The sequence below is a fragment of the Tildeniella sp. genome, assembly GCF_059505325.1.
Genome location: NZ_JCACKI010000019.1, coordinates 1 through 25,818, shown reverse-complemented (window position 1 = coordinate 25,818; position 25,818 = coordinate 1). Strand labels below are relative to the sequence as shown.

The window sequence follows — 25,818 nt, the reverse complement described above, 5'->3', positions numbered from 1 at the left end:
ACGGCTCTGCGGTAGGGCGTTAGTGAAAACAGTAGCAGCCCGATCGCGTTGTAGATTAAGACACACTACACGCATTTACGACAGGCTGTCTTCATATTCTGCAACATTTGGGCAGAAAGCGTGGTGTAGGCGATCGCTGGCATCGTGATCGATCGCACAGTGCGGATTACCATGAACCTAGAAGATTTCTGACAAAGAAACTACCCGCTGGCTTCGACTTCGCTCAACCAGTTTGCACTCTGAGCGGAGTCAAAGGGTAGAATCTTTTCTGAAAATCGCCCTAGCTTTCCCGATGCGCCTGTGTACCCGGCAGTTAGCTTACTCACCTTCGACTTGCTGGCGATACTCATCTGCCGAGAGCGCGTCATCTAAGTCGTTATGATTGTTGACTCTGACCTTCAGCAGCCAACCTTCGCCATAGGGGTCTTCCGCAAGCTGCTCTGGTGTCTCAATGAGCGGAGCGTTGACTTCAATGATCGTGCCTGTAACGGGAGCGTTGAGGTCTTCAACCGCTTTAACCGATTCTACAGTGCCAAACTTTTCACCTTTTGCGATCGCATCGCCCATCTCTGGCAGTTCCAGAAAAACAATATCGCCCAGTTGATCGACCGCAAACGCACTGATGCCGATCGTTGCAATTTCGCCTTCCAGTCGGGCGTATTCATGCGAGTCCAGGTACTTTAGATCATCAGGATAGTCAAATGTCATGTGGGTTCCTCAGAGCAATTTGGAATACAAGCTATCAGCGGTTAGCGGTCAGCGGTCAGCTATCAGCGGTCAGCTATCAGCGGTCAGCTATCAGCGGTTAGCGGTCAGCGGTTGGCGGTCAGCGGTCAGCTATCAGCGGTCAGCCATAGTGATCCTACTTGAATTGTGTCGATCGTTTGGTTTAGACAACAGCCCGTTACACAAAGCTGACGGCTGACCGCTGACCGCTACTTTGCACGACGGTAAAAGGGCTTTTTAACGACCAGAGCCGGGTAAAGTTTACCTCGAATGTCTATGTGTAGCGTCTGATTGAGTTTAGCAAGCGGTGTGGGCACATAGGCGAGGGCGATCGCCTGCTCTACCGTGGGACTTTGGGTACCGCTAGTCACTTCACCGACAGGCTGCCCCTCATAGAACACCCGGTAGCCGTGACGGGCAATATTGCGCCCTTGCATTTGTAGCCCAACAAGCCGCCGCTTCACACCCGCTTGCTTTTGCTGCTCTAGCACCGATCGTCCGCTAAAGTCGCCTTTACTCTCCAGATGTACCAGCCAACCCAAGCCCGCTTCTAAAGGTGTGGTCGTGTCGTCAATATCCTGTCCATAGAGCGCCATGGCGGCTTCTAACCGGAGTGTATCGCGCGCACCGAGTCCGCAGGGGATAACGCCTGCATTGAGGAGCGATCGCCACAGCTCCACACCCATCGCTGGATCAACCATCACTTCAAAGCCATCTTCACCCGTGTAGCCTGTGCGCGCTAAGAAGCCTGGTTGCCCTAGAATGGTGCCCTCAAAATGACCAAAGGCTGGCACTGTTGACAGATCTTCCAGGACAAGCGGTTGCAACTGCTTCACCGCATCAGGTCCTTGAACCGCCAGCAGTACTTTGGTCGTTGAGTCATCCTGAAACGTGACCCGGCTGCGATCGAGATGCTCTAACAGCCAGGTCTTGTCTTTAAGCGTTGTCGAAGCATTGACGATCGCATACCAGCGCTCTTGACCCGTTTGGTTCAACCCCTGGTAGTAAAAAATCAGGTCATCCACAATGCCTGCCTGGTCATTCAGCAGCACGGTGTATTGTGCTTGACCGGGCTGTAACCGTCTCAGGTCAGAGGGTACTAGCCGTTGCAATTGCTCCACCAGTCGATCGCCTGTGAGCCGAAATTTGCCCATGTGCGAAATATCAAACATGCCAGCCGCCGATCGCACTGCCTGGTGCTCACGTGTAATGCCGCTGTACTGGATGGGCATCTCCCAACCAGAAAACCCAGTCATCCGCGCTTTCAGGTTAAGCCCCAACTCAAACAGAGGCGTTCGCGCTAATGGAAGCGGTAGGTCTGATGGTGGCGCTGCCTTCGTGTCGTCTGGTATCACAAGTTCTGCTTCCGTGTCGCTAACATTCATCCTAAAGGAAACCTGGTCGCTGTGATTGTAGCGACGCGCGATCGCCTGTGAAGATGGACGATCGCTGCTGCTTGCATGGGTGATTTCCCTCATCCCCAGCCCTTCTCCTCAAGGAGAACGGAGAAGGAATCCAGTTCCCTCGCCTTTTGGGAGAGGGCTAGGGTGAGGGCGGATTTTGCGTTTCGTCCCTTGATTCAAAAATGCCAAGATGACCATCGCTACCGAACCCTTTGACTCGATCGCAGTAGCAGTCATTGAGAGCGTCTACTGGGCGGACTGAAGGAATCTGGCGCTCTCTTGCCTGTTTCGTCAAAGGGCGGCAGCAGCAGGCTTCTCAGTACCCCTTCAATGCGATCGCGCTTATCTTGCTCAGCATTTCTAGCCTGCCCAAGAGCGGTATTAATTTGACCAAAGATGGAATTGAGCAAATCAGGAACGCCGATCGGGTTAATGGGCACCGAAAAGTAAAACGGTTGTGCCTGTGACGAACTGCCATCGGCTCCAGGACGCTCTCTGCGGACTGTTTCGGCATACTCTCGAAACGCCGCAGCCTGATTGATGGCAGTTGCCAAGCGCTGCTTAAAGTCAACCTCAGAGAGTTCGGTGCGAGTCTGGTTTGCCAGCATAACTTGCACAATGACAGCGTTGATTGCAGACGCTGCCTGATTGTAAAGCTGCCGTCCCCTTCTGTATTTGTTCCAGTCGGTTTCACTTAGACTGTCGCTCGTACCAGTCGGTTGAAATTCTTGCTTAAAGGTGGCTATGGCACCTTCGACGCTGTAGCGTGCCTGCACAAACGGTGCCAGTGGATCAGGGTTAAGTAGGGGATCAGACCGACCGCAACTCGCCACTAACACCGCACAGGCTAAACCCATTAAGTTGACCTTGATGATCGACGCAACCCGTCTTTTCCAGTCATCATTCGCAATGCGATCGCTCATTCCTCTTCCCTGGCAAACTCTGACCCGAAAATTTTGGCAGCCAATGCAGAACGTCAGGGTATTACCAACTCCAGCTATCCTACGCTGACATAATACTGTTCACGAAGCATTTCAGACCAACGCATTGTCAAGAGTAAGCATATTGTCAAGAGTAAGCATGAAGATGATGCAGCGTACGATCGTGTTGCGAACGACCATCCGTTGTACCGATCGCTCTCAACAAATGAGCCTCGGCGATCGGTCAATTGTCGCCGCCTACTTAGGAGTTGTACAGAACTAACAGCATGGTCTGTCGCTGTCAGCCGTCAGCGAAAAGCTGATCGCTGATCCAAACGTGTGCAGTTGTTTTTTAGCAAGCTCTTAATCAAATTTAATCAGTCTGTTGCGGCGTATCTGACGGAAGCGCAATACTAGACCAAGCGTAATCTGCTTCATGATCCAATACAGAATAGTGAGACCGATAAAGGTAATGAAAATCACCAGCAGAGGCAGCTTTGCGGTTAAGTCATCCATTGTTGCTATCAGTACATTGCCAGGGTCAGTCACGAGATCCCAACTGTTGTAGCGGCGGAATCTGCCCAAAAAGATGCCGATCGCGCACAGTCCATGCATTGCCAGCTCAGACCATAGAACCAGATGCCGTTGCCCTTGCTGCTTTAAGTAATGTCCTTGATTAATGAGGGCAACCACATACGCCTCAAAGCCGCTCGTAATTGCTGCAATGTGTAGCGGAATGAAAACCAGCGCAATAATCCAGGTCGCATACCCAGCCCGGGTGCCACGAATCAAATGAATAATATCGGTCAACAAATACGGCGCATTGGGCAGAAAGGCGATAAACACAATCCACCCCAGCCACCACAACGCTGAGCGATCGATCGTTCGCCGCCGAAAGAGCCAGAAGCTCAAGACCAAAGGAATAAATGCTAAAAAGAGATTCCAGAGAATCCAACCGCTGTAAACACCAGAGAAGGCTCCGATCGCCTCCAAAAATCTTGATTGCATTTCGATCGCTCGATTTCGATAGACTTACCTTGCCACAGGTTAACCTCAAGTTAAAGTAACTTCCAACTCACTCTGAAGGCATCAAGGGCTACAGCTTTCAGTTCAGAAACCTGTAAAAGATGAAGAAATCGGGTTGTCACGGGGCGATCGCAAGAACGCTTTAGAACAACCCGGTTTCTCCTGAAGCTCTAAGGGCAAACACCCAGATTGCTGCTGCCACCTGGGAAGCCATTTGACACCCATCCAGCCGCTGGTTTGGCAATCTGTATCCAATTACGACCATCAGGTCCACGCTTCGACGTAGCAGGTGTTGTGGTCAGATCAAGGCGCTCCAGATACGCTACACCGCTGATGTAAACCGAATCGGGTGAGGCTTCTCTGCGGATGGCTAAACCCAGAGGTTGAATGACACGGCGGCACGTGTTGCCTACAGGCGGAGTGCCACTGCACAGTTTCAAGTTAGCAACCTGTACGTAACCACTGACTGGGCTACTGATGCCGATAAAGCCACCACTGCCGTTGTCAGCCAGCGTGACTTTCGTCTCAGCATTGAGGGTGCTCACCACTGCGCCCGTAGTCGATGCCTGCTTGTAGACCGAAACCCTTTTGTTAACAGCGCGACACTGACCAATCAGTGCTTGAGCTAGATTGGTAGGCTCACTCAGTACAGATCCAGCAAGGACAGGTGCACTCAGCCCTGTAGTGGCGATCGCTATGGCTACAGCGCCAACAGACAGTTGGAAACATCTGGCTTTGTTCGTTGCTTCTTTCATCGAAAACACTCCTCTTCAAATTCAAGTTATTTGTTTAAACGTTCGCGGCAAAATTCCTGCACTGCATCTTACACGCAAAGGCTAGATTCAAAACTAAAAAGCATGAGAGTGTAACGATTGAAGTAGAAGCGGTCAGGGGTCAGCGGTCAGGGGTCAGCGGTCAGCGGTCAGCAGTCAGCGGTCAGCCGTCAGCCGTCAGCGGTCAGCGGTCAGCATAGAAGTTAGAGGATGCTTAAGAAGTACTGGGCGAATCGCATTCGTTACTACAAAGGTGAAGTCCGCCTACGTGGACTCACGCAAAAGCAAGGTTTTGAGCCTCTGCGTTGCTAAAGCTAGTCCTTTAGACTCAAGCAGCTTATAGCCCTCTGGGCATGGCTGCGCTAGTGTCTTTGTAGCCGCAACATCCAGCCGCCAGGACAAAGGAAACCATGCTTTTAAGACAGCCTCTTAAAGCTGACGGCTGAAAGCTAAAACGGGGTAGTGTTCGCAAACCAAATAAGGTTATTCAATCTCGCTTTCAGCCATGTTCAAGATTCGCTTTTTCCGCTTCTTTCGATATCTCACGCTGGCAACGCTACGCAACATTTTCGAGCAGACGGGGCGGCAGCGCTTGCCTGGTCTTGCTTCGGAGATGGCATATAACGGAATGCTGGCGTTGTTTCCCGGCATTTTGGCATTGCTAACCGCGATCGGGCTGTTTGGCGTTTCTCAAAAGACGTTTCGAGACCTTGCCAGTCAGGTGAGCCAGGTGGCACCTCAAGAGGCGCTGACGTTGATTCAAAATTTTGTGGGTGAAATTGGCGCTCAACCGAATCGAGGGCTTTTTTCCGTTAGCTTCATTGTGTCGCTGTGGGCAGCGTCTGGCGTTCTCAGTGCAGCGATGATTGCACTGGATCAGATTCATCAAGTGCCACAGAAACAACTGCGACCCTTTTGGAAGGCAAAACTGGTCTCGTTGGCGCTGACGATCGGCACGATTCAACTGGTGATTTTCGCTTCAGTGCTGGTTTTTATCAGCGATTTTATTGTACGCGTGTTAGCCTATCGCAGTGGCGCTTTGCAACCAGGAGTCATCGCTCTCTGGCATTGGTTTACGTGGCCCGTTGCTTTGAGCATCATTGCCGTTGCCTGTGCCTTCATCTATCGCTATGGTCCAAGTCGCTGGACGGCTGGAACGCCCATTCTTCCTGGTGCGATCGTCGCAGCGGTTTTTTGGGCAGTGCTTTCAGGTCTGTTTCGCTTCTACGTCTCCCAATTTGGTAACTACAACCGGGCGTATGGTGCGATCGGGGCAGTCATCGTGCTATTGCTGTGGCTCTATCTCAGTTCGCTGATGATGCTCATCGGTGCCCAGCTAAACGTCACGATCGGAGAGGCAATGCGACGGCAGAGGCGAAAAAAGTAAGTTTCTTCTAAAGTCGAACTGTTATCTGTCGTTATCTGTGATCGTTCAACTCAAGGCAATGCATTAACGGGCACAGGAGATGGCAAGCCAATCATGCTGAAGTTTCGTCATTACCTGACAGGCTGTTTGCTCTGCTTTTGTCTGCTTATTTTGTTGGATTTTCAAGTGGCAGCCGCAGCCCCGAATGTCACGCGGTTAACGCTCTGGCAAGGGGTCAATCCGCCCCCCAATCGCGCGGTTCTGGAACGCCTGGTTGACCAGTTTAACCGTGAGCATCCTGCCATTCAGGTCGAGTCGCTCTATGTAGGACAGAGCGACCAGCAGTTGCCCAAAATTCTAGCGGCGATCGTTGGCAATGCGGCTCCCGACCTGCTGTGGTACTCTCCCTTACTGACAGGGCAACTGGTCGAACTGGATGCGCTCCGTCCGCTGGATGATTGGCTCAACAACTCACCCTTGCGGCAGCAGCTTGATCCAGCGCTCTTTGAGAGCATGACGTTAGAAAACCATCTCTGGTCGATTCCCTTTGGTACGAACAACGTTGGTATTTTTTACCGTCCGAGTTTATTTCGGGCGGCAGGCATCACCCAATTACCGCAAACCTGGACAGAATTTCGCCAGGTTGCCCAAAGGCTGACTCGTGATACTAACGGCGATGGACGCATTGACCAGCACGGTCTGTTGCTGCCCTTGGGCAAAGGGGAGTGGACGGTGTTTATGTGGTTACCTTTTTTGTGGAGTGGAGGCGGTGACTTGGAGCGTGGGGGGTGGGGAGTGGGGAGTGGGGAGTGGGGGAAAGAGACACTGCGATCGCGCGTAGGGGAACCAAAAACGAACGTTCAATTGGTGAGTTCTGGCGCGATCGCTGCCCTACAATTTTGGCGTGATTTGATTGAGGACGGTTCTGCGGTGTTGTCAGCACCAGAGCGAGGCTACGAGTTGGACAGCTTTTTGGCGGGTAAAGTGGCGATGCAGCTATCGGGTCCGTGGACGCTGGGACAACTTGAGGCAACGGGTGTGGAGTTTGGCGTGCTGCCGATTCCGCGGCAGGTCATTCAGGCAACGGCGATCGGGGGCGAAAATCTGTTTCTGCTCAAAACCACACCCGCACGAGAACGGGCAGCGCAGGTCTTTGCAGAATATGTGTTGAGTGAAGGGTTTCAAACGCAATGGGCGATCGACACGGGCTACCTCCCCACTAACCTGCGATCGCGCCAGAGTGAGGCGTACCAAGCTTACAAGGCAAAGCGACCTGCCGTAGAGGTCTTTCTGTCGCAGGCAGCGTCTGGACGATCGCGCCCCATTTTTCCTGGCTACAATCGGCTTTCTGAGCAGTTGGGACGCGCGATCGAAGCCACACTTTTAGGTCGTGGTACGCCTCTGGAAGCACTAACTACGGCACAAAAACGCCTTGACTCAATGTTCAGCCAGTCATAAGAGGGCGTTGCTGAATCGAGGTATGAACCGCGAAAGTCGCCCTCACCCTCTACCTTTGGGAGAGGGGACAGGACTTCTACCTCCCTTCTCCCTGGGGAGAAGGGCTGGGGATGAGGGCAAATCATACTTGCATTCAGCAATGCCCCAGTCATGAGAGTAGAGGTCGAATAACACTGCTTTTGTCGGTCAGGTGTTGGCTGGCTAACACTTCATCGTCTTCACTAGGGCTGACATAGAAACCAGGTTTCTTCATAATGAAGATGCCGTTTCAGCCTTCAGGTGGGTTTCAGAAGCCAATCTCTTTTGTAAGTTCTGAAGCGGGGTTTATCGTATATCCCTACAGTAGTGGAAGACTGGATTGCCTTCGCCTTCATGGAATTTGGCAAAGATAAACGGGAAGAGGCTAGTTCAGAACAGGGAGTAAGCAACGCATGACAGTATTACTGGCTGGCGACATTGGCGGCACAAAGACGATTCTGCGATTGGTTGAGGCAAAGCCATCCAAAATTGGAATAACGCTCAAGCCGCTGTACGAGAACCGCTATCGTAGTGCCAGCTTCCCCGATCTGGTGCCGATGGTGCGACAGTTTTTAGCAGAGGCAGAGCAAGCGTCAGGTACATCCGTCGTTGTGGCGAAGGCGTGCTTTGCGATCGCGGGTCCGGTTGTGGATGATACGTCTAAGCTCACGAACCTCTGCTGGTCTCTGGCTGCGCCGCGCCTGAGCCAAGAGTTAGCCATCGATCGCGTTTCGCTGATTAATGATTTTGCCGCTGTTGGCTACGGCGTACTGGGACTAGAAGACTCCGATTTGCTGACCTTGCAGGCTGGCAAGCGCAATCTCCATGCTCCGGTCGGTGTCATTGGTGCGGGCACTGGCTTAGGGCAGGGCTTTTTGATCTACCAGGAAGGCGATTACCGCATCTATGGGTCTGAGGGTGGGCATTCTGATTTTGCGCCTCGATCGGAAATTGAGTTTCAGCTTTCGCGCTATCTGCTCGAAAAGCACAATATTCAGCGGATCTCGGTCGAGCGCGTGGTTTCTGGACAAGGCATTGTCGCCATTTATCAGTTTCTACGCGATCGGCAATTTGCTGAAGAATCGCCTGATGTCGGCACGATTGTGCAAACTTGGGAGCGCGAAATTGGGCGTGAAAAAAGCGTAGACCCAGCCGCCGCGATCGCCCAAGCTGCCTTAGCAAAGAGCGATCGGCTCTCAGAACAGACGATGCATATGTTCGTTGATGCCTACGGTGCCGAAGCAGGCAATCTGGCGCTCAAGCTGCTGCCTTATGGTGGGTTATACATCGCTGGCGGCATTGCCCCAAAGATCCTACCGCTCATTCAAGGCAGTAGTTTTCTTAGCTCCCTTATCGACAAAGGACGGATGTTGCCATTGCTAGAGATGGTGCCCGTCCATATTGTGCTTAATCCCCATGTTGGGCTAATTGGGGCGGCTCTCTATGCCTCAAAGCTGTAAGCGCCTCAAAGCTGTAAGCTACCGCTCCGATCGTGCCTGCAAGTAGCGTTTTACATGAACAGAGCTGCGACTAATTTACCCCAGTATCTTTTCTGTAGCTTGCTTCCTCTAGCCCCTAAAGCCTGTTTTGCGAACCATACCCTTCTCACTCATACCCTTCTCACTAAAGAGAAGGGCTTGCCGACGCTTCCATTAGTCACTTTAAAGACTGGCAGTTTTACCTGTCTCTGCCTGCGTTGGAGCTGGCTTGACGTCGCTGTAGCCCATGCCGCTGACAATTTCGCGCAGTAAGGACATTTGCTCCTCAAACTCCAATCCTTCAATATGTCCGAGTGCGTCTGTTACAGCCTGCGTTGCCTGATAACCTGCTGGTAAACCAACGACCGTCTGACCCATTGCTTGCGCCCAGGCAAACCAGACCATCAACTGGTTGTTTTCTTTCAACGCCCCATAAGCATGAGAGTATTCGGTATTTGCACAATTCACGATAGCTCGCATGACATCAAGCTGCTTTTCGTGAGACAGGCTGTAAAAATCATCCATCAGAAGAGGTGCCAGCTCAGGGTTAGCGGCGGTAGGAGCAGCAGGAGTAATCGAGCTTCCCATTTTTTGATACACCAGGTAGAGCAATGCCAGTTTAGCGTCGGCATCCAGTTTGCTAAACCCATCAAGTACTGTTTGGGTCTTCCCAGGTAAATACTCAGTCGATGACACATTTTGACTAGCAGATTGAGACATAGCGCTACTCCGATACAAAACGATAAGACCATTTAAGGTGTATCGAAGTTTACAGTCTGCATCACCTTTCCCAGGGTGGAGATGTTTTGTTTGCCCAGAGTTTTTTGCTGATATCTCTTGTGAGAGCGAAGTTAAGAGCTTGCTAAAAAATAACTGTACACTTTTGGATCAGCTATCGGCTATTAGCTATCAGCTATCAGCTATCAGCTTTTCGCTGACGGCTCACTTTTGGATCAGCTATCAGCTTTTCGCGACGGCTGACGGCTGACGGCTACAGACCATGCTGTTATTTCTGTACAACTTCTAAGGATCTATCCAAAGAGGTTCAGTTGAACGGGGATCGCTTTGGTAAGGTAGCGGCATTAGTTGCATAGTTCTAACAAGGAGTCTTTATGTCTGGAGTTAATAACAATGTCGATACATCTGAAAGCTACGATGCTCAGCAAGCGGTAGAAGATATAGCTGGGGGCGATCGCAAAGCACCAGATGCAAATGTAGAAGCAGATTATGAAGCATCCAAACAGTTTAGTGTTAGCGACATCGACCGTACCAGCGAAGGTGCAACTGCGGCAGAAGCTGTAACGTCACCACAGCTTGAGGTTTCTGAGCTTGAACCCTCAACGTTGACAGAAGACAGTACAGGCAACCCCAACGATTACAAAAAAATGGCAAGTGATGCAAGCTCTAGTACGCCAAACGTGGGGAACGTGAGCGACGACCTTGTACAAAAAGCCTTAGAGAAGGGCAGCACTGGAGAGCAAGGCTAAGGACTCAGTACAACTTGAGGTGAGCTGAAGGGGTCGGCGATCGCCGACCCCTTCGCTGTTTGATGCTGTATGGGTGTAACGCAGTCGTCTTGCAACCCTTACTGACCACTTTGAAAAACGCTTCCTACGGTTTAGGCAACTAAAATGTGCGTAGAGATACAGTTTGCTGATACAGAAGCCGTTTAATGACTGCTTAGAGGCGATCGCGCGCAAAGTGGACTGCAAGCATCCGACCTGAGGCTATTGATGGCTTGAAACGCTCTGCTTTAGTCCCTCCAACGTCCCCAGCCCAACGCCTGTTTTATCAAAAGGAATTCTAGAGAGCATGACTGGAAAGTACGATCGTCGTCAGTTTCTTGTGTATGGTTCAGCAGCACTCGGCAGTAGCCTATTGTTCAATGCCTGTGCCAGCAGTCCTACTACCAGCAATAGCCCTGCACCGTCCGCCGCCTCGCCATCAGCATCGCCCAGTGCCTCTGGCTTCAAAGCAGCTATGGTGCTACCCGGCATTATCACCGACAAAGCCTGGAACCAGGCGGGCTATACAGGGTTAGAAGAAATCAAGTCTAAGCTAGGAGCCGAAACTGCCTACGTTGAGAAAGTGGGGCAGGCAGACCAGGCAGAAGCGCTGTCTGATTTTGCTCGCCGTGGTTTCAACCTGGTCTATGCTCACGGTGGACAGTTTGATGCGGCTGCGAAGCAAGTTGCCGCCCAGTTCCCCAAAACCTTTTTTGTTGTCGTCAACGGAGCCGCAACGGGAGCCAATGTCGCCTCGCTCCGACTGGATAACCTGCAAGTCAGCTATCTCTGCGGCATTTTGGCTGCGTCAGTGAGTAAGACGGGCAAGCTTGCCTACATTGCTGGACAAGAGTTTTTGGCAACGCAGGAAGAATTGCGCGGCTTTACGCTGGGTGCAAAGTCCATTAAGCCTACCATTCAGGTTAAATCTACCTTTACAGGCGATTGGAATGATGCTGCGAAGGCGAAGGAAGCCGTCGATGCGCTGGTATCTGCGGGCGCTGATGTGGTCTATCCCTGGCTGGACAATGCTGCGCCTACTGCATTGAAAACGGCAGAAGAAAAAGGTGCCTATACGATCGGCAATACCGTTGACCAGTTCGACATCACGCCCAAATCCATTTTAACTAGTGCGGTGAAACGAATCGATTTGGCGATCGGCAAACTCGCCGATCTCTCCTCCAAAAACGAACTCAAAGGTCAACTTTACTCCCTCGGTCTCGAAGAACCAGACATTCTTTATCTTGGTAAATACGGCACTGCTGTCCCTAAGGCACTACAAGATAAAGTGAAAACAACCGAAGACGCAATTCTCGCCAAAAAGATCACCTTTGAAAGCTGCTCGGAAGGCGGGAAGGAAACCCGCTGTGTGAAAGGAGCTTAGAGAGGGGTTAGGGAGATGAGGGGATGAGGAAGACGAGGGGCAAGGGAAGCAAAGGAAGCAGGGGAGCGGAGAAAGTTTTGAGTTTTGAGTTAATTTAGCTTTTAGCTTTTAGCCTACTGCTTTGCAGAAGCAAGCTACATCCTTTAGCTTTCTAACAACTAACAGCCAATAACCCCTTCCACCGTCCGACTACTCCATGCACCCCACACCCCACACCCCACACCCTACACCCCCTTATCTCCGTCTCGATCGCATCACCAAACGCTTTGGCACCTTTACCGCCAATGACAGCATTAATTTAGAGATTCCAACGGGTGGCATCCATGCCTTGCTGGGCGAAAACGGTGCAGGCAAGACAACTCTGATGAATATTCTGAGCGGACTGTACCGTCCTGATGCAGGGCAGATTTACCTTAAGGGAAAGCCTGTCGAAATCACATCGCCCAATGTGGCAATCCAGCAGGGGATTGGCATGATCCATCAGCACTTTATGCTGGTGCCGCAGTTAACCGTCGCTGAAAACATTATTTTGGGTACGGGAGCGTCTTTACGGCTTAATCTGCGGCAGAAAGCGCAAGCCATTGCAGCAATGTCAGAGGCATACGGTCTTGCGGTTGACCCCTTTGCGGTAGTGGGTGATTTGCCCGTAGGCGCACAGCAGCGCGTAGAGATTCTGAAAGCGCTGTACCGTCAGGCGAAATTGCTGATTCTGGATGAGCCAACGGCAGTGCTAACGCCACCAGAAATCAAAACGTTTTTTGATGTGTTGCGTCAGTTAGCGGCAACAGACCATACGATTATTTTCATTAGTCACAAGCTGGAGGAAGTGCTGAGTCTCTGTGATGCTGTGACGGTTTTGCGGCGGGGACAGGTGGTTGCAACCACTACAACCAACGGTGCGACTCGCCAGGATCTGGCAAAGCTGATGGTCGGGCGAGACGTGCTGTTTCAGTTGGATAAAACTAGTGGCACTCATGCTGAGAGTGCGGTCGATCGCACCGTTCTAGCGATCCATAACCTCCATGTCAGTGACGATCGCGCTCTGGCAGCCTTGAAGGGCGTTTCGTTCCAGCTACAGGCAGGCGAAATTCTGGGCGTAGCTGGAGTGGATGGCAACGGTCAGCGAGAACTGGCAGACGCGATCGCCGGGTTGCGCCCTGCCACTCAAGGCACGATCGCGCTAAACGGCACCGATATTACCCATTGGACAGCCCAACAGCGAGTCAAACAGCTTAAGTTCGGCTATATTCCCGAAGACCGCCAGAAAATGGGGCTGGTGATGCGCTTTAGCATTGCCCGCAATCTCATCCTCAAAGCCTTCCAGCGCTTACCCTTTTGTCGTCACTGGCTGCTCCAGCGATCGGCGATCGACGCTCACGCCAACCACGCCATTCAGACCTTTGACATTCGAGCAACCAGCGGCAAACTACAGCTCAATCAACTGTCGGGCGGCAATCAGCAAAAGGTCGTGTTGGCACGTGAACTTTCAGGCGAACCCGCGTTGATTATCGCCATGCAGCCCACACGCGGCTTAGATGTGGGCGCAACCGAGTACGTGCAAAAGGCATTACTAGCCGAACGATCGCGCGGAGCCGCTATTCTCTACATCTCTACAGAACTAGAAGAAGTCATGGCAATGAGCGATCGCATTGCGGTGCTTTACGAAGGTCAGTTTCTCGCCGTGCTGGATGCTCAAACAGCGACTTCTGCAACCATTGGGTTATTGATGGCGGGTGATCGATCGTTACTCAATTCGCTGAACTAGATCCCCGACTTCTTCAAGAAGTCGGGGATCTGAAGTAGTTGATCACTCCAACCGCTAAAGCATCTTTTCGAGGAACTGCTTGGCACGATCGCACTGTGGGTTGGTGAAAAACGTATCGGGGTCTGCGTCTTCGGCTAAGCAACCCTCGTTGAGAAACCAGATGCGATCGGCGACTTCACGCGCAAAGCCCATTTCGTGGGTCACGATCGCCATCGTCATCCCCGTTTTTGCCAGCCCTTTCATCACTTCCAGCACTTCTTGCACCATTTCGGGGTCAAGCGCAGAGGTGGGTTCATCAAACAAAATCACGTCGGGTTGCATTGCCAGGGCACGGGCGATCGCCACGCGTTGCTTTTGTCCACCCGAAAGCCTGGAGGGATAGACATCTGCTTTCTCTTCCAGCCCCACTTTTTCCAACAGATCCATACCCAGCGTTCTCGCTTCGTCAGAGGAAACCTTGGATATTTTGGTCGGGGCATAGGTGACATTCTTCAGCACCGTCATGTGTGGAAACAGATGGAAGTGCTGAAACACCATCCCTAAGCTTTGACGCACTTTAGAGATATTGGTTTTGGGTGCTGTAATCTCTTCGCCCTTAAAGAAAATCTGCCCTTGTGTCGGCGTTTCTAACAGATTCATGCAGCGCAGTAAAGTCGATTTGCCGCAGCCCGAAGGACCAATCACCGCCACTACTTCACCTTTACGAATTTCAGTAGAAATGCCTTTTAGCACGTCCAGCTTGCCAAAGGATTTATGCAATCCCTCAGTTTTAATAATGGTTTCGCTCATGGTTTTTAAACTCCTGATCTAAATGGTCTAAGCGTAAATCTGCTACTAGCATGTCGCAACCGCCATTGGGATTACTGCGTCATTCGCTACGCCTTAAGCGCCGTTCGAGCGCACTGGCAGCATAGGTCAGCCCCATGACGAGAATGTAGTAAATGAGTCCAGCAAACAGCAGCGGCTCAAAGTAGATGTACTTGTTGGCACCCACAATTTGCGCAGCGCGGAGAATTTCTACCACGCCGATCGTGGAAACCAGTGAAGAATCTTTCAGCAAACTAATGGTTTCGTTGACCAGCGCAGGCAGAATGTTTTTCAACGCTTGCGGCATAATCACATCCCACATCATCAGCCAGTAAGGGATGCCCAGTGAAAGTGAGGCTTCTGCCTGACCTTTATCCACTGCCTGAATACCTGCTCGAATGGTTTCAGACATATACGCCCCAGAGTTAAGCGTGAAGGTGAGCACACCTGCCTGATACGGCGTAATGTTATAGCCCGTTAACTGCGGTGTAGCGAAGTAGACCAGCGACAACTGCAACAGCAACGGTGTGCCCCGAAAAATGGTGGTGTAGAGAAAGGAAAACCATTGCAGCGGCTTCACACCCGAAATTTTGCAGAGGGAGAGCGCCGATCCCCACACTAACCCCAACAACACAGACGAAATGGTGAAAATCAGAGTAACGGGGATGCCTGCCAGAATGAAGGGAATATCTGGCGCGATGCGTCCGAAGTCAAGATCCAAGCCGCCTTTACTGGCGGGGGCTTCGGCAGGTGGGGGAGCGGGTACTTGAGCCACGATCGCCCCCTGATGAGCCTCACCAGTGCGTTCGATCGCAGTGGTAGGGCTTTGCGCGATCGATGGTAGCGGTTGTGCCACCAGGTAACCCGCAAAGACAATCACCAGAAACGCTTGGAGGGCAACGATCGCCCAGCGCGATCGGGTCAACACAGGAATCACAGCACGTTTGTTGAAGCGTAGAAACATAAAGCGCCTTCTAATGCAGCGGGCAACAGGGTAGGGACATTACCTGTAACGTCCCTACTACGGAAGAAACGAAGAGATTTGAACCAATCGCTCAAAAATGCTTGTCAGACTACTAGGTAGGACTCACGCAAAGATCCCCGACTTCTATAGAAAGGTGATGCAGAGAGCGCCAGACTCCTGCCAGAAGTCGGGGATCTAAACCTTGTGTAAGTGCCGTTAGGGTGACTTACTGGGTGATGGTGACATTGCCCCAGAAGGCGATGGTGAGCCAGAGGGCGAGGCAGCAGGGGATGGGGGCGCACTGGTCGCAAACCACTTTGCCGCGAGGGTTTTGATTTCGCCGCTTGCCTTCATTTTTTCTAGTGCCTTGTTGAAATCGGCGACCAGTGGTGACCCTTTAGGAAAGGCGATCGCAGAGCCAGACGGACCTTCAGGCGGGATGACGTTGAAAACCAGATCGGTGCTGGAATCGGTAAAACCTTTGGCAACGGTATCTTCCACGATCGCGGCATCAATGCGGCTGGATTTAATTTCCTGGATGATATCTGGCACTTTGTTGAGCTGCTTGACCTTCATCCCCGGCACTTTTGCAGCAATTTTCTTCGCATCGCCTTCTTGAATCGAGCCTAGCTGTACGCCCACCGTTTTGCCTGCCAGATCTTTCGTCGTTTTCAAATTGCTTGCCTTGGGCGCGATGATCGTGTTCTTGGCATCGTAGTAGATGGTCGAGAAGTCAACGTTCTTCTGACGTTCGGGCGTGGGGGTCATCCCTGCCATTACAAAGTCAGCCCGCTTTGCCTGAAGTGCAGGCACCAAACCGTTAAAGTCCGATTCGTTAATTTTGAGTTCGTAGCCCAATTCACTGGCAATTTTGTTAGCAATATCCACGTCGAAACCCACAATCTTACGTTCACCACCGCCAGTGTCGTAGTACTCGTAAGGTGGATAGTCGGGCGATGTCACCATTGTCAGCACTTTTTTGCCGCTGCTTGAGGTGGTGTTTTGCCCCGGCTGGGGTGGTTCGCAGCTTGCCAGCGCACTGACAGCCACGATCGTAGTCAAGGACAATGTTAAAAGCGATCGACGTTTCATCAAACTTAGTTCCTTGTCAATGGGGCGTTGAGGTTAACGGTCTGTAATCAGGCAAATTTCACACGATCGGTACACGTTGCAAAGCCCCTGGCACAATTCTTAGCGTCACAAATTGCCTCAGCCAAGCTTTCGACCTGGAGCGATCGCGTTACAAGCAACGTTAGAACACAAAGGTGGTACGAATCACGCCCACCACAGCATCAGGATTGCGATCGTCGTGGTTAGGAGCCGTAAGCCAGATGACACCGGGCGTAATCGAGATGTTGTCTGTCAACTGGTAGCGATAGAACACTTCGATGTGGTAGCCCGTATCTCGATCGTCGCGTTGCCCCGCTGGCAGCCCGATCGCGCTGGCAACCGCTGCATTGCTGGTGCCTGTCAGCTTTGGCTGCATCCCAAACACAATGCCGCCCAGATTGCCTTTTTTACCCAAATCGGGGAAGGCTAAATTGACGGCAAAGTTCCAGATATCAGCATCGCCTCTGCTGCCCGCGCCTAATGTTCGCGCCTGTGTAAGACCGACCCAGCCGCCCAGTTCAAACCAACTGGTAATGCGGTAATCCAGCTCAATGCTGTAGCCATTGCCCACCACGGGACCCGCGCCCAGTATCTTTGCCGCATTACTGCCAGCGAGCGTATCGACCCCAAACTGTGGCGAGTAAGAGTTGATGTAGAAAAAGCCCAGCTTGAAGGTGCCGGAGTAAACAATGAGATGGGCAAAGGCGCTGTACCCGCTGTTAAACACGCCAAGCTGAGGATTATTGGGACTGTCGCCCTCGCCCTGGTAGCCAAAATCTAGTTGAAAATTGGGGCTGATCGCGTAGTTAACGGCAACGCCTGCCTGGTTGCCGATCGGAAACCAGACAGGGTTAATCTGCGCGAAGTTAGACGGCGAACCCGTTGCCTGATCGTTAAACGGCGTGATGGGATCAGTGACGATCGACGGGTCGATCGTGTTGGCATCTAAAAAGACCGTTAACTTATCGCCGATGGGAAACCGATACTGGAGTCGGTTCAGCGTCACATTGCTATTGGAACCAGTGCTAGTAGCCAGAAAGCGCGTTTCATCTGACAAATCGCTGGTGGCTCGACCCACAGGCGACACACCAAAGTCACTACCAATGTCAAACTTCCGTAGATTGGTCGCTTGCAAACGCGTACGCAGGCGATCTTTACCTGTAAAACTGGTGTCGAAATCAAGGCGCAAACGGAACCCAATGTCGGTATTGTTACGTGCGCTCGTCCGCTCACCAAAGGCATTTGCAAGATACGTAATCAGCTCTGTACCGAGCTTAGTGGTGGTTGAAAACTGCTGCTTTTCCAGCGTGGCGGCACGTGCTTCTAACGCACCAACGCGACCGCGCAGAGTGGCAAGCTCAGCGGCGAACTCTTCCTGTAGTTTTTGCAGCGCCAGCAGGTCTTCTTTTTTGACTAGATCGGCAGTGCCAGCGGCAATCAGTTCATTAATGCGATCCATACAGGCGTTCAAACCCGCTGCAAACTCATAGCGCGTTAGGGCACGGTTGCCGCGATAGGTTTTGTCGGGATAGCCCACAATGCAGCCGTAGCGCTCAACCAGCGATTGCAATGCTTGAAATGCCCAGTCGGTAGGCTTTACATCTGTGAGCTGAGAAACAGACGTGACTTGATCTACCTCGGCGATCGCTTCATCTGCCTCTGACAGCGCTGTCACTTGCTCCAGCGATCGCGCCTGACTTGACGGCTTCGCAACTTCACCCACCAGCACTGACGACTGCAAATCCAGTTTTGCTGTATTTTGAGTAGCTGCATTAGAACCGATCGTACCCTCTGGCGGTTTAACATCAGCTAATGCCGCTTGCTCAAGCAGCAAGCCACCACCCGCAAGCGCGATCGTTGCGCTCAGGGCACTCCCAAAAAGCTTCTTCATATTTTGTCTCACTCACACCACGAAAATAGTTGGCAAACACCACTGACCTTGAGCTTGCTGATGACCTTAAGCTTGCTGATGACTGTAAGCTGGCTGATAATGAGCAGGAAAGCAATCGACAATGTGGCTCAATCGTGCTCCGAGAGGCTTTGTCACATTGCGCTGGCTCTTGATTAAACACATAGATTCGATCGCTGGACATCCTGCGATGTGCGACTTTCCTAAAACCCCGAAAAGTCCGAAAGCCCTTTTCCCCAGGGAGAAGGGTGGGGATGAGGGCAAATTTAGTTGCACATCGCGTTAGTTTCTGCGATCGATGACCATTTAAAGTGGCGCGACTTGCCGAAGGAACCAAGCCTAAGCAAATTTGACACCAGAACCGAGAACCCTATGATTAAAAAGCTTGCACCCCAAGAGATTCTGTTAGATTTGATCACTTTTCAGCGAAATCACGACTCATGACTGATGCTTTTCTTCCTGCTCTCATTCAGCAGATGCTAGAACCAACGTTCTATCCTCATCCTGTCAATGAGCCGATTCAGTGCATTCAAACTCATATTTCTTATGTTCTCTTAACAGGCGACTATGCCTACAAAGTGAAGAAGCCGATGAACTTTGGGTTTCTTGATTTCTCAACGCTAGAAAAACGACACCATTTCTGTGATGAAGAACTGCGATTGAATCAGCGCGGTGCCGCAGAACTGTATTTGTCAGTTCTCCCCATCATCCAGACCGGAGAGCGCTTTCAGCTAGATGGCACAGGCGATGCGATCGAGTACACCGTCAAGATGCAGCAGTTTCCCCAATCGAGTTTGTTTACAGAACTGTTCGATCGGGGCGAGCTAACTGCGTCGCTACTGGAGCAGTTGGCACAGGTGCTGGCAGACTTTCATGCCCGTGGCGCAACCAGTGACTACATTCGCAGTTTTGGTACAGTCGAAAACATTCGAGCCGCGATCGACGAAAACTACGAGCAAACCATTCAATACGTCGGTGGACCGCAAACCCAACAGCAGTTTGACGAAACGCGCCAATACACCGATCGCCTCTTTACCGAGCAACAGGCACTCTTTGACAGCCGCGTGAAGCACAACTGGATTCGTGAATGCCACGGCGACGTGCACCTGCGAAATATTGCCTTCTGGCACGACAAGATCTTGCTGTTTGACTGCATCGAGTTCAACGAGCCGTTTCGATTTGTGGATGTCATGTTCGACATCGCTTACATCATCATGGATCTGGATGCGCGCGATCGGCGTGACCTCAGCAACCTGTTCCTCAATGCGTATCTTGAACAAACCGGAGACTGGGAAGGCTTACAGGTATTGCCGCTCTACCTCAGCCGTCAGTCCTATGTGCGGGCAAAAGTCACCTCCTTTTTGTTAAGCGATCCATCCGTTCCTGAAGCCACCAAGCAAGAGGCATCTGCCACTGCTGCCCGCTATTACCGTCTGGCGTGGGAGTATACCCAACCGCAGCAGGGACGCTTAATTTTGATGGCAGGCTTATCTGGCTCTGGTAAAAGCACCGTTGCCCGCCAACTTGCCCAACAATTGGGAGGTATCCAACTCCGATCGGACGCTGTACGCAAGCATTTAGCAGGCATTCCTTTAGATTCGCACGGGAATAATGACCTCTACACGCCTGAGATGACTCAGAAAACCTACGATCGCCTCCTGCATCTCGGCATCACCTTAGCAACGCAAGGCTACACCGTCATTTTGGATGCCAAGTACGATCGTCAAGCACTCAGGGAGGCGGCGATCGCGCAAGCACAAGCGCATCACCTACCCCTGCAAATTCTCCACTGCATGGCACCCTTACCTGTTCTACAAGAACGCCTGCATCAACGCCGTGACGATATTTCTGATGCTACGGCTGACCTGCTTTCACAACAGCACATGGATGCTTTTGGGGAAGCTGAGCAAGCGTATGTTACCGCGTTAGACACAACACAAGACTTGGCAGCACAATTAGAGAAGGTAACGGCTAAAAGGGAGTGAAAAGGCTGAGGAAACTGGGAAGGTAAGGAGCCAGCATTAACTCAACCCTCTCACTCCTCACTCCTCACTCCTTACCTCTCAGCCCCTACGCAATGTCCAAAAAGCCAGATGTCAACGTCGGTTTAGCTACGGGTGTGAAGTACTGGCTAGTCTTCATGCTTGGTTTCGCTGTGCTGGGTTATGGTCCCCTGCTGAGTATTTCTTTTGGGGCGATCGGTGGCATTGCCAGCGGGACGATTGCAGCATGGCTCAAGCCCAAAGATGAATATGAGCCAACGAAGGCAGAGCAGCAGGCAAAAGAGGAAGCAGAAGAAGGAAAAGAGGAGCCATCAGTCACCGAACCAACACGACGAGCTAGATTTCGTAAGCACGGTACTCCAGCTACACGCCGACAGCATCAATCACGCGGTCGCAAGCACTTTGGCTGGTTGTTTCGCAGAAAAATTTAGTGCCTGTAAAGAAATAAGGGCAAGCTCTTGAGCGGTTAGCGGTTAGCAGTCAGCGGTCAGCGGTCAGCGGTCAGCGGTCAGCAATAAATTTAGAAAAAAGCTGATAGCTGATAGCTAATGCAAAAGTGCGCGGCTATTTGAAATAAGCTTTTGATCCTGGAACGCAAAACATTTTAGGGCTTTTGAGGCTGCGACTGCTTCAACGTTTGAGTTGGCGACGGCTGGGCAACGGGTTCTTTTACCTTCCAGTCAGCTAACGGACGGTTCACAGCATTCTCAAAGTCGGTAGAAACTAACGCCACAGCTAAATCAGCCTTTGCCTGAGCAGGCGGATCAACCTGAGCATACAAGGCGCTACGATCGAAGTTTGGCTTACCTAGCACCAGGCGATGGGTTTGCTGGTTGGCAAGTTTTACGTCAGCGATCGCGATCGGCTTGTCTAGCCCAAACTCCGCTTGCTTGTTAGCAGGTACGGTGAGCGTTTGCTGACGCTTTCCTGTTGTTAGCAAATTGAGCAAATAAGCAACAGAGGCATCATTCGCCGCTGTTTTGTCGGGTGCCGTCATCGCCCAGACCAGCGCATCAGCAGGCGTTTGCGCCGTTGCCTGATCCGTTTTTGACGCAGTCACTCGCGCTGCCGGAGTTTTCGCAAAGGCTAATGTTTGCGTTGGCGTTGTTAGGGTTAGCGATCGTACCTCATCCTCTTTGAACGCGAAAAGCTTTTCGGTTTGTGCTTTTGCGTCTTCTCGCTGAGGCTTTCCCTGCACTTCATACAGGTAGACAAAGGCACCGAGTAAAAGGGCGATCGCCAACAAAATTAAAGGCGTTTTTTGAAATTTCATAGTGCTAAAAAAAGAAAAAGATAAAGCATGAATGCTAAAGGCTAAAAGCTGACCATTGAGCCTTTAGCCTTTAGCCTTTAGCCTTTCCACTACCGTCTCCGCCACCAAACCCCAAACGCAGCGCCAAAGCCGAGTAAGGGAAGAATGACGATCGCTGTCCAGATTGCCAGATTAGACTGCTGACCCGACAGTCCTAACCGACGATTTTTGGCTTCTTTGGGACGAATGGAAAGAGATTGGTCATCGGCGCGACTAAGCCAGCGCACTGAGTTGATGAAGACATCGCCGTTGATGCCCTGATTCACGCCACCATCTTCGGCAAAGCGGGAATTGCCGATGACGACCAAACGCGATTCTTTTGGTTTTGGGTCAGTTGCAGCGGTTGCTGGTGAAGGACTGGGGGATGAACTCGCAGAAGCAGATGGAGAGGGGCTGGCTGAAGGACTGGGTGATGGTCTTACTGGGCTGGCTGACGCGGAGGGTGAAGGACTGGGCGATGGACTGGGTGTAGATGAGGTGGCAGTGCGAGTGAGGGCAAAGCCGATGACTAACGGTCCTGGTCGATCGCTCCCTTGATCAAACTTCAGCGGTTGCGCTTTGACGTTGCTTTCTGCCCAGCTTCGTTCACTGGTAAACAGCAATGGCGTGGATTTCACGTCTGTCTGGGGCTTTACATCGATCGGCTGCGCCAGCGGATAGATCGAAAGCGCACTGCCAAAATCCTTGGTAATCGGATGGTTGCCGTACTGACTGACGGACGAAAACGCGGGACCAAGCTGAGCCAGCCTGCCAGAGACATCAATCACGACTCGCTTGTCCACAGTCACGCCCCAGCTAGTGAGCAGACTATCCAGACCCGGAGTGGTGTTGGGGTCAAGCATGAGGAACAGATTGCCACCGCTTTTGAGGTAAGTATCCAGGGCGCTGACTTCTGGTGCTAACAGCGCTTTCTGCGGTCCCGCCAGCACCAAAACATTGGCATCGGTAGGAATCGTCGCTGTTTCCAACAAGTTGAGCGGTTTGACGGTGAAATTTTTCTCTTGCAGCCCTTTTACGGCTTGCGAAATTGCGCCCTGAGACTGGTCGATCGGGTGTTCACCATGCCCCTGAATCACATAGGCAAACGACTGACGATTGCTAATCAGTTGCTCCAACGCACTGGTGAGCTTGACTTCCGATAGGTATCCCCCATCGCCGACCAGACTATCTCCCGTCGTTGGCGCGATCGTCTGCACATACTGCTTGCGACCTTCGGGCTGAAGTTCGGCAATGACATCGCCATTACTCTTGACCTCTAGCCGTTGCACAACCGATGGCTGCGTGTTGGGATCAACAAATTCATAGCTCAGTCGATCGCTCTGACGGTGATAGCTTTCTAGCAACTCACGATCGCGCGCACTGGGCTGTGGCACAAACACCCACACTTTCACAGGCTGTTTCAGATTCTTCACCAACTGCTGCGTTTCGGGTGCCAGCGAGAACAACTGATTCTCCGTCAGATCCAGCCGTCCTACATGATTGGCTGCTAGAAAGTTGATCAAGCCCAAAATCGCCACTACCGATAGGGTGGTGATCAGCGCATTGGCACCGACCTGCGTCGATCGCTGGCTCCAGAACCCTGGCTGCGTCGAGTGGTCAGCATACGTCGATTGAAATACCAGCCACAGACCAACGACAACCACGCCTGCAATAACGAGTCCCAATGGGATGGGGCTAAAGGAACCGGAGACAATACCCGCGATCGCGCCTGCAATCACCAGCATCGGTCCCAGCCAGAAGAGGTATTTGAGGTATTTCAGATTGGGAGAAAGCGTTTTCATATAACAAGAAAAATGGGAATGAAGAGAAATCGGGTTTCTGGGCGTAGCTTTGATATTCACAGCCTATGCCTACAAAGAAACCCGATTTCTGCGGTTTACGATCGCTGAAACCTAAACGCATCGATCGACTGCGCGGTCAAAAATAGCCCCAACACAATGTAGCTGGCAAACAAAACCAGGCTACTGCTGTCCAGAATGCCCTGGGTCAAATTGTTGTAGTGCTTCAGCAGAGACAGGTGACTCAACGCTGCGCCAGCAGGTCCACCGAGCTTTTGACCAAGGATTTCGACGACCCAGAGAAAGAGGACTAAGCCAAAGGTGCCGATCGCAGCCAGAATCGTACTATCGGTCAGCGAGGAGACGAACATTCCCAGCGAAAGAATCGCCGCTGCCAGCAGAATCAAGCCTAGATGCGCCACCAACACAATGGTAAAGCTGAAAGGCGGCGTGGTGGTACTGAAAACGATCGCCTCATAGATCAGCAGCGGCAGCACCATCGTCGCAAAAAAGGTCAGCACGCCTAACAGCTTACCGAGCGCCACCGCCCAATTGGTAATCGGTGACGTTGCTAAGAGTTCCAATGTGCCACGCTTGCGTTCTTCGGCATATAAGCCCATCGACAAAATCGGCAGGATAAAGAGAGCAATGGAACCCAGGGTACTCAAGAAGAACTGCAAGAACTGATAGGGCACATCGATCGGCGACTGATAACCAGCACTATCCGCGTAAGCAACCTGCTGCGTAATGCCGCCCAAAATAGAAATAAAGAAAAAGCCTGCCAGCAGCCAGAACACACCCGCGATCGCATAGGCAAGCGGCGACGCAAAGTAGCTCTGTAGCTCGCGGCGGTAAATTGCCAGAATGTTGCTCATAATCACACGCATTAAGCTGCTTCTCCCGCTGATGGTTCAGCCTCTTCGCCCTCAGATTCGCTCTCAGACTCCAAATCGGTGGTGGTATCCAGAGGCTTTTCCTCGGTCGTCAGTTCCAAAAAGACATCTTCGAGTGTGGCTTGCGATCGCCGCATTTCGTACAGCCCCACACCCGCACCAACGACAGTCTTGGCAATATCTCGACCGACCAGTTCTGTCCCTGGTTCAGCAATCACCCGCAGCTTGTGGTGCTCCGGCAAGTCGGTAGACACTCGCTCGACCAGCTTGACGTTCGGCAAACCCTGGAGAAAAACCATCAAACGGGAGTGAATGTCTGCTGCCTCGCCATCGACTTCTAGCTCATAACCAGAGCCGCCTGTAAGCTGTGCCATCAGGTTTTCGGGTGTATTGGTCGCCACGACACGACCTTTGTTGATGATGGCAATGCGATCGCACGTCATGCTCACTTCCGGCAAAATGTGCGTCGAAAGAATCACCGTATGATCGCCTGCCAGATTCTTGATCAGACTGCGAACTTCGGCAATTTGACGCGGATCTAACCCGACGGTTGGTTCGTCCAGAATGATGGCTGGCGGATCGTGGACGATCGCCTGTGCGATACCCACTCGCTGCCGATAGCCTTTGGATAGCTTGCGAATGAGCGTATGGCTCTTTTCGGTCAGGTTGCAGCGCTTGATGGCGGTTTGGACGCGATTCGGGCGATCGCCCGCACTCACACCTTTAATCCGTGCCACGAAATGCAAAAAGCCTTCGACTGTCATATCTGGATACAGCGGTGGCGTTTCGGGCAAGTAGCCAATATGCTTCCGCACTGCCATCGAATTGTCGTGGACTTCAAACCCTGCCACCTTTGCCGTTCCCGCTGAGGCAGGCAGATAGCCCGACAAAATCCGCATCGTCGTGGTCTTTCCGGCTCCGTTGGGTCCCAAGAACCCCAAAATCTCCCCTGGTTCCACCGCGAACGTGACATCCTCAATGGCAGGGGTTGAGCCGTAAACTTTGCTTAAGTGCTCAACTTCAATCATGTGAACCTCACGAATCAGGGCAGCTTGATAATACCCATCTCTACCCCAGGTTATATCAATTGAGACGGTACAGCGACAAGCCAAGTTTCAGTGAAGTTACTGAGCGTCATTTTGAAAGGCGATCGCTAAAGGGTTGTAAAAGCTATCAGCTATCAGCTATCAGCTATCAGCTATCAGCTATCAGCTATCAGC

The 25,818-nt window shown here is 51.9% G+C and carries 23 protein-coding genes and 1 pseudogene; 10 read left to right on the top strand and 14 right to left on the bottom strand.

Annotated features, from left to right (window positions below):
* Positions 1 to 318: 318 nt before the first annotated feature.
* A complete protein-coding gene (gene gcvH / locus AC5JO6_RS08105) occupies positions 319 to 708 on the bottom strand; it encodes a glycine cleavage system protein GcvH (RefSeq protein WP_496080551.1) in 390 nt (129 codons plus the stop codon).
* Here gcvH and AC5JO6_RS08100 point away from each other — a divergent pair.
* Positions 707 to 925 carry a hypothetical protein gene (locus tag AC5JO6_RS08100; RefSeq protein ID WP_496080550.1) on the top strand — a complete coding sequence of 73 codons (219 nt, stop codon included), beginning with the start codon at positions 707 to 709 and terminating at the stop codon, positions 923 to 925. The genes gcvH and AC5JO6_RS08100 overlap by 2 nt on opposite strands.
* A 10-nt stretch (positions 926 to 935) precedes the next feature.
* Here AC5JO6_RS08100 and gcvT read toward each other — a convergent pair whose 3' ends face one another.
* Positions 936 to 2,204 (bottom strand): glycine cleavage system aminomethyltransferase GcvT, encoded by a 1,269-nt coding sequence (gene gcvT, locus AC5JO6_RS08095; RefSeq protein ID WP_496080549.1) that lies wholly within the window; start codon positions 2,202 to 2,204, stop codon positions 936 to 938.
* Positions 2,205 to 2,362: 158 nt separating this feature from the next.
* Entirely contained in the window at positions 2,363 to 3,052 is a 690-nt protein-coding gene (locus AC5JO6_RS08090; protein ID WP_496080548.1) for a hypothetical protein, read from the bottom strand.
* Positions 3,053 to 3,209: 157 nt separating this feature from the next.
* Between AC5JO6_RS08090 and AC5JO6_RS08085 the strand changes: the two genes are divergently transcribed.
* On the top strand, positions 3,210 to 3,332 hold the full coding sequence (locus AC5JO6_RS08085) for a hypothetical protein (RefSeq protein ID WP_496080547.1): 123 nt from the start codon (positions 3,210 to 3,212) through the stop codon (positions 3,330 to 3,332).
* An 80-nt stretch (positions 3,333 to 3,412) separates the two neighbouring features.
* Here AC5JO6_RS08085 and AC5JO6_RS08080 read toward each other — a convergent pair whose 3' ends face one another.
* Complete coding sequence (locus tag AC5JO6_RS08080) at positions 3,413 to 4,057, bottom strand: DUF1361 domain-containing protein (RefSeq protein ID WP_496080546.1); 645 nt, start codon at positions 4,055 to 4,057, stop codon at positions 3,413 to 3,415.
* Between the two features lie 188 nt (positions 4,058 to 4,245).
* The gene (locus tag AC5JO6_RS08075) at positions 4,246 to 4,830 is read right to left on the bottom strand and encodes an SH3 domain-containing protein (protein ID WP_496080545.1); all 585 of its coding nucleotides are present in this window, start codon (positions 4,828 to 4,830) and stop codon (positions 4,246 to 4,248) included.
* A 523-nt stretch (positions 4,831 to 5,353) separates the two neighbouring features.
* Here AC5JO6_RS08075 and AC5JO6_RS08070 point away from each other — a divergent pair.
* The 3 genes from AC5JO6_RS08070 to AC5JO6_RS08060 all read left to right on the top strand — a co-directional run bounded on the left by AC5JO6_RS08070 (position 5,354) and on the right by AC5JO6_RS08060 (position 9,150).
* On the top strand, positions 5,354 to 6,235 hold the full coding sequence (locus AC5JO6_RS08070) for a YihY/virulence factor BrkB family protein (protein ID WP_496080544.1): 882 nt from the start codon (positions 5,354 to 5,356) through the stop codon (positions 6,233 to 6,235).
* Positions 6,236 to 6,328: 93 nt separating this feature from the next.
* Positions 6,329 to 7,672 (top strand): ABC transporter substrate-binding protein, encoded by a 1,344-nt coding sequence (locus AC5JO6_RS08065; protein WP_496080543.1) that lies wholly within the window; start codon positions 6,329 to 6,331, stop codon positions 7,670 to 7,672.
* A 431-nt stretch (positions 7,673 to 8,103) separates the two neighbouring features.
* Positions 8,104 to 9,150, top strand: coding sequence for a glucokinase (locus AC5JO6_RS08060; RefSeq protein WP_496080542.1), 1,047 nt, complete (start codon positions 8,104 to 8,106; stop codon positions 9,148 to 9,150).
* A 201-nt stretch (positions 9,151 to 9,351) separates the two neighbouring features.
* Here AC5JO6_RS08060 and AC5JO6_RS08055 read toward each other — a convergent pair whose 3' ends face one another.
* Positions 9,352 to 9,888, bottom strand: a complete 537-nt coding sequence (locus tag AC5JO6_RS08055; RefSeq protein ID WP_496080541.1) for an orange carotenoid protein N-terminal domain-containing protein — start codon at positions 9,886 to 9,888, stop codon at positions 9,352 to 9,354.
* Between the two features lie 392 nt (positions 9,889 to 10,280).
* Here AC5JO6_RS08055 and AC5JO6_RS08050 point away from each other — a divergent pair, with 392 nt between their 5' ends.
* The 3 genes from AC5JO6_RS08050 to AC5JO6_RS08040 all read left to right on the top strand — a co-directional run bounded on the left by AC5JO6_RS08050 (position 10,281) and on the right by AC5JO6_RS08040 (position 13,822).
* Positions 10,281 to 10,655: a hypothetical protein gene (locus AC5JO6_RS08050; protein ID WP_496080540.1), complete on the top strand. Its 375-nt coding sequence runs from the start codon at positions 10,281 to 10,283 to the stop codon at positions 10,653 to 10,655.
* Between the two features lie 325 nt (positions 10,656 to 10,980).
* Positions 10,981 to 12,057, top strand: a complete 1,077-nt coding sequence (locus AC5JO6_RS08045) for a BMP family protein (RefSeq protein ID WP_496080539.1) — start codon at positions 10,981 to 10,983, stop codon at positions 12,055 to 12,057.
* 196 nt (positions 12,058 to 12,253) lie between these two features.
* Positions 12,254 to 13,822: an ABC transporter ATP-binding protein gene (locus AC5JO6_RS08040; RefSeq protein WP_496080538.1), complete on the top strand. Its 1,569-nt coding sequence runs from the start codon at positions 12,254 to 12,256 to the stop codon at positions 13,820 to 13,822.
* A 54-nt stretch (positions 13,823 to 13,876) separates the two neighbouring features.
* Here the strand turns inward: AC5JO6_RS08040 and AC5JO6_RS08035 are convergent, their stop codons facing one another.
* From AC5JO6_RS08035 to AC5JO6_RS08020, 4 genes and pseudogenes are all read right to left on the bottom strand, one after another.
* Positions 13,877 to 14,611, bottom strand: a complete 735-nt coding sequence (locus tag AC5JO6_RS08035) for an amino acid ABC transporter ATP-binding protein (protein ID WP_496080537.1) — start codon at positions 14,609 to 14,611, stop codon at positions 13,877 to 13,879.
* 79 nt (positions 14,612 to 14,690) lie between these two features.
* Positions 14,691 to 15,362, bottom strand: a pseudogene (locus tag AC5JO6_RS08030) (amino acid ABC transporter permease); the annotation flags it as partial.
* A gap of 447 nt (positions 15,363 to 15,809) precedes the next feature.
* Entirely contained in the window at positions 15,810 to 16,685 is an 876-nt protein-coding gene (locus AC5JO6_RS08025) for a transporter substrate-binding domain-containing protein (RefSeq protein WP_496080536.1), read from the bottom strand.
* Positions 16,686 to 16,845: 160 nt separating this feature from the next.
* Positions 16,846 to 18,594 carry an iron uptake porin gene (locus AC5JO6_RS08020; protein WP_496080535.1) on the bottom strand — a complete coding sequence of 583 codons (1,749 nt, stop codon included), beginning with the start codon at positions 18,592 to 18,594 and terminating at the stop codon, positions 16,846 to 16,848.
* 458 nt (positions 18,595 to 19,052) lie between these two features.
* On the opposite strand from AC5JO6_RS08020, the gene AC5JO6_RS08015 reads away from it, so the two are divergent.
* Together AC5JO6_RS08015 and AC5JO6_RS08010 are read left to right on the top strand one after the other, a co-directional pair.
* On the top strand, positions 19,053 to 20,597 hold the full coding sequence (locus AC5JO6_RS08015) for a bifunctional aminoglycoside phosphotransferase/ATP-binding protein (protein WP_496080534.1): 1,545 nt from the start codon (positions 19,053 to 19,055) through the stop codon (positions 20,595 to 20,597).
* A 92-nt stretch (positions 20,598 to 20,689) separates the two neighbouring features.
* The gene (locus tag AC5JO6_RS08010) at positions 20,690 to 21,046 is read left to right on the top strand and encodes a hypothetical protein (protein ID WP_496080533.1); all 357 of its coding nucleotides are present in this window, start codon (positions 20,690 to 20,692) and stop codon (positions 21,044 to 21,046) included.
* Positions 21,047 to 21,219: 173 nt separating this feature from the next.
* Here the strand turns inward: AC5JO6_RS08010 and AC5JO6_RS08005 are convergent, their stop codons facing one another.
* The 4 genes from AC5JO6_RS08005 to AC5JO6_RS07990 all read right to left on the bottom strand — a co-directional run bounded on the left by AC5JO6_RS08005 (position 21,220) and on the right by AC5JO6_RS07990 (position 25,626).
* Positions 21,220 to 21,888 (bottom strand): DUF4340 domain-containing protein, encoded by a 669-nt coding sequence (locus AC5JO6_RS08005; RefSeq protein ID WP_496080532.1) that lies wholly within the window; start codon positions 21,886 to 21,888, stop codon positions 21,220 to 21,222.
* Positions 21,889 to 21,977: 89 nt separating this feature from the next.
* Positions 21,978 to 23,708, bottom strand: coding sequence for a GldG family protein (locus tag AC5JO6_RS08000; protein ID WP_496080531.1), 1,731 nt, complete (start codon positions 23,706 to 23,708; stop codon positions 21,978 to 21,980).
* A 95-nt stretch (positions 23,709 to 23,803) separates the two neighbouring features.
* Positions 23,804 to 24,592 carry an ABC transporter permease gene (locus AC5JO6_RS07995; RefSeq protein ID WP_496080530.1) on the bottom strand — a complete coding sequence of 263 codons (789 nt, stop codon included), beginning with the start codon at positions 24,590 to 24,592 and terminating at the stop codon, positions 23,804 to 23,806.
* The gene (locus AC5JO6_RS07990; RefSeq protein ID WP_496080529.1) at positions 24,592 to 25,626 is read right to left on the bottom strand and encodes an ABC transporter ATP-binding protein; all 1,035 of its coding nucleotides are present in this window, start codon (positions 25,624 to 25,626) and stop codon (positions 24,592 to 24,594) included. The genes AC5JO6_RS07995 and AC5JO6_RS07990 overlap by 1 nt, the downstream gene beginning before the upstream one ends.
* Positions 25,627 to 25,818: the final 192 nt, after the last annotated feature.

Excerpts from the sequence above, each read along its gene's own strand:
- AC5JO6_RS08100 (WP_496080550.1), top strand. The coding sequence starts at position 707 with ATGTGGGTTCCTCAGAGCAATTTGGAATACAAGCTATCAGCGGTTAGC.
- gcvH (WP_496080551.1), bottom strand. The coding sequence starts at position 708 with ATGACATTTGACTATCCTGATGATCTAAAGTACCTGGACTCGCATGAA.
- gcvT (WP_496080549.1), bottom strand. The coding sequence starts at position 2,204 with ATGAGGGAAATCACCCATGCAAGCAGCAGCGATCGTCCATCTTCACAG.
- AC5JO6_RS08090 (WP_496080548.1), bottom strand. The coding sequence starts at position 3,052 with ATGAGCGATCGCATTGCGAATGATGACTGGAAAAGACGGGTTGCGTCG.
- AC5JO6_RS08085 (WP_496080547.1), top strand. The coding sequence starts at position 3,210 with ATGAAGATGATGCAGCGTACGATCGTGTTGCGAACGACCATCCGTTGT.
- AC5JO6_RS08080 (WP_496080546.1), bottom strand. The coding sequence starts at position 4,057 with ATGCAATCAAGATTTTTGGAGGCGATCGGAGCCTTCTCTGGTGTTTAC.
- AC5JO6_RS08075 (WP_496080545.1), bottom strand. The coding sequence starts at position 4,830 with ATGAAAGAAGCAACGAACAAAGCCAGATGTTTCCAACTGTCTGTTGGC.
- AC5JO6_RS08070 (WP_496080544.1), top strand. The coding sequence starts at position 5,354 with ATGTTCAAGATTCGCTTTTTCCGCTTCTTTCGATATCTCACGCTGGCA.
- AC5JO6_RS08065 (WP_496080543.1), top strand. The coding sequence starts at position 6,329 with ATGCTGAAGTTTCGTCATTACCTGACAGGCTGTTTGCTCTGCTTTTGT.
- AC5JO6_RS08060 (WP_496080542.1), top strand. The coding sequence starts at position 8,104 with ATGACAGTATTACTGGCTGGCGACATTGGCGGCACAAAGACGATTCTG.
- AC5JO6_RS08055 (WP_496080541.1), bottom strand. The coding sequence starts at position 9,888 with ATGTCTCAATCTGCTAGTCAAAATGTGTCATCGACTGAGTATTTACCT.
- AC5JO6_RS08050 (WP_496080540.1), top strand. The coding sequence starts at position 10,281 with ATGTCTGGAGTTAATAACAATGTCGATACATCTGAAAGCTACGATGCT.
- AC5JO6_RS08045 (WP_496080539.1), top strand. The coding sequence starts at position 10,981 with ATGACTGGAAAGTACGATCGTCGTCAGTTTCTTGTGTATGGTTCAGCA.
- AC5JO6_RS08040 (WP_496080538.1), top strand. The coding sequence starts at position 12,254 with ATGCACCCCACACCCCACACCCCACACCCTACACCCCCTTATCTCCGT.
- AC5JO6_RS08035 (WP_496080537.1), bottom strand. The coding sequence starts at position 14,611 with ATGAGCGAAACCATTATTAAAACTGAGGGATTGCATAAATCCTTTGGC.
- AC5JO6_RS08025 (WP_496080536.1), bottom strand. The coding sequence starts at position 16,685 with ATGAAACGTCGATCGCTTTTAACATTGTCCTTGACTACGATCGTGGCT.
- AC5JO6_RS08020 (WP_496080535.1), bottom strand. The coding sequence starts at position 18,594 with ATGAAGAAGCTTTTTGGGAGTGCCCTGAGCGCAACGATCGCGCTTGCG.
- AC5JO6_RS08015 (WP_496080534.1), top strand. The coding sequence starts at position 19,053 with ATGACTGATGCTTTTCTTCCTGCTCTCATTCAGCAGATGCTAGAACCA.
- AC5JO6_RS08010 (WP_496080533.1), top strand. The coding sequence starts at position 20,690 with ATGTCCAAAAAGCCAGATGTCAACGTCGGTTTAGCTACGGGTGTGAAG.
- AC5JO6_RS08005 (WP_496080532.1), bottom strand. The coding sequence starts at position 21,888 with ATGAAATTTCAAAAAACGCCTTTAATTTTGTTGGCGATCGCCCTTTTA.
- AC5JO6_RS08000 (WP_496080531.1), bottom strand. The coding sequence starts at position 23,708 with ATGAAAACGCTTTCTCCCAATCTGAAATACCTCAAATACCTCTTCTGG.
- AC5JO6_RS07995 (WP_496080530.1), bottom strand. The coding sequence starts at position 24,592 with ATGCGTGTGATTATGAGCAACATTCTGGCAATTTACCGCCGCGAGCTA.
- AC5JO6_RS07990 (WP_496080529.1), bottom strand. The coding sequence starts at position 25,626 with ATGATTGAAGTTGAGCACTTAAGCAAAGTTTACGGCTCAACCCCTGCC.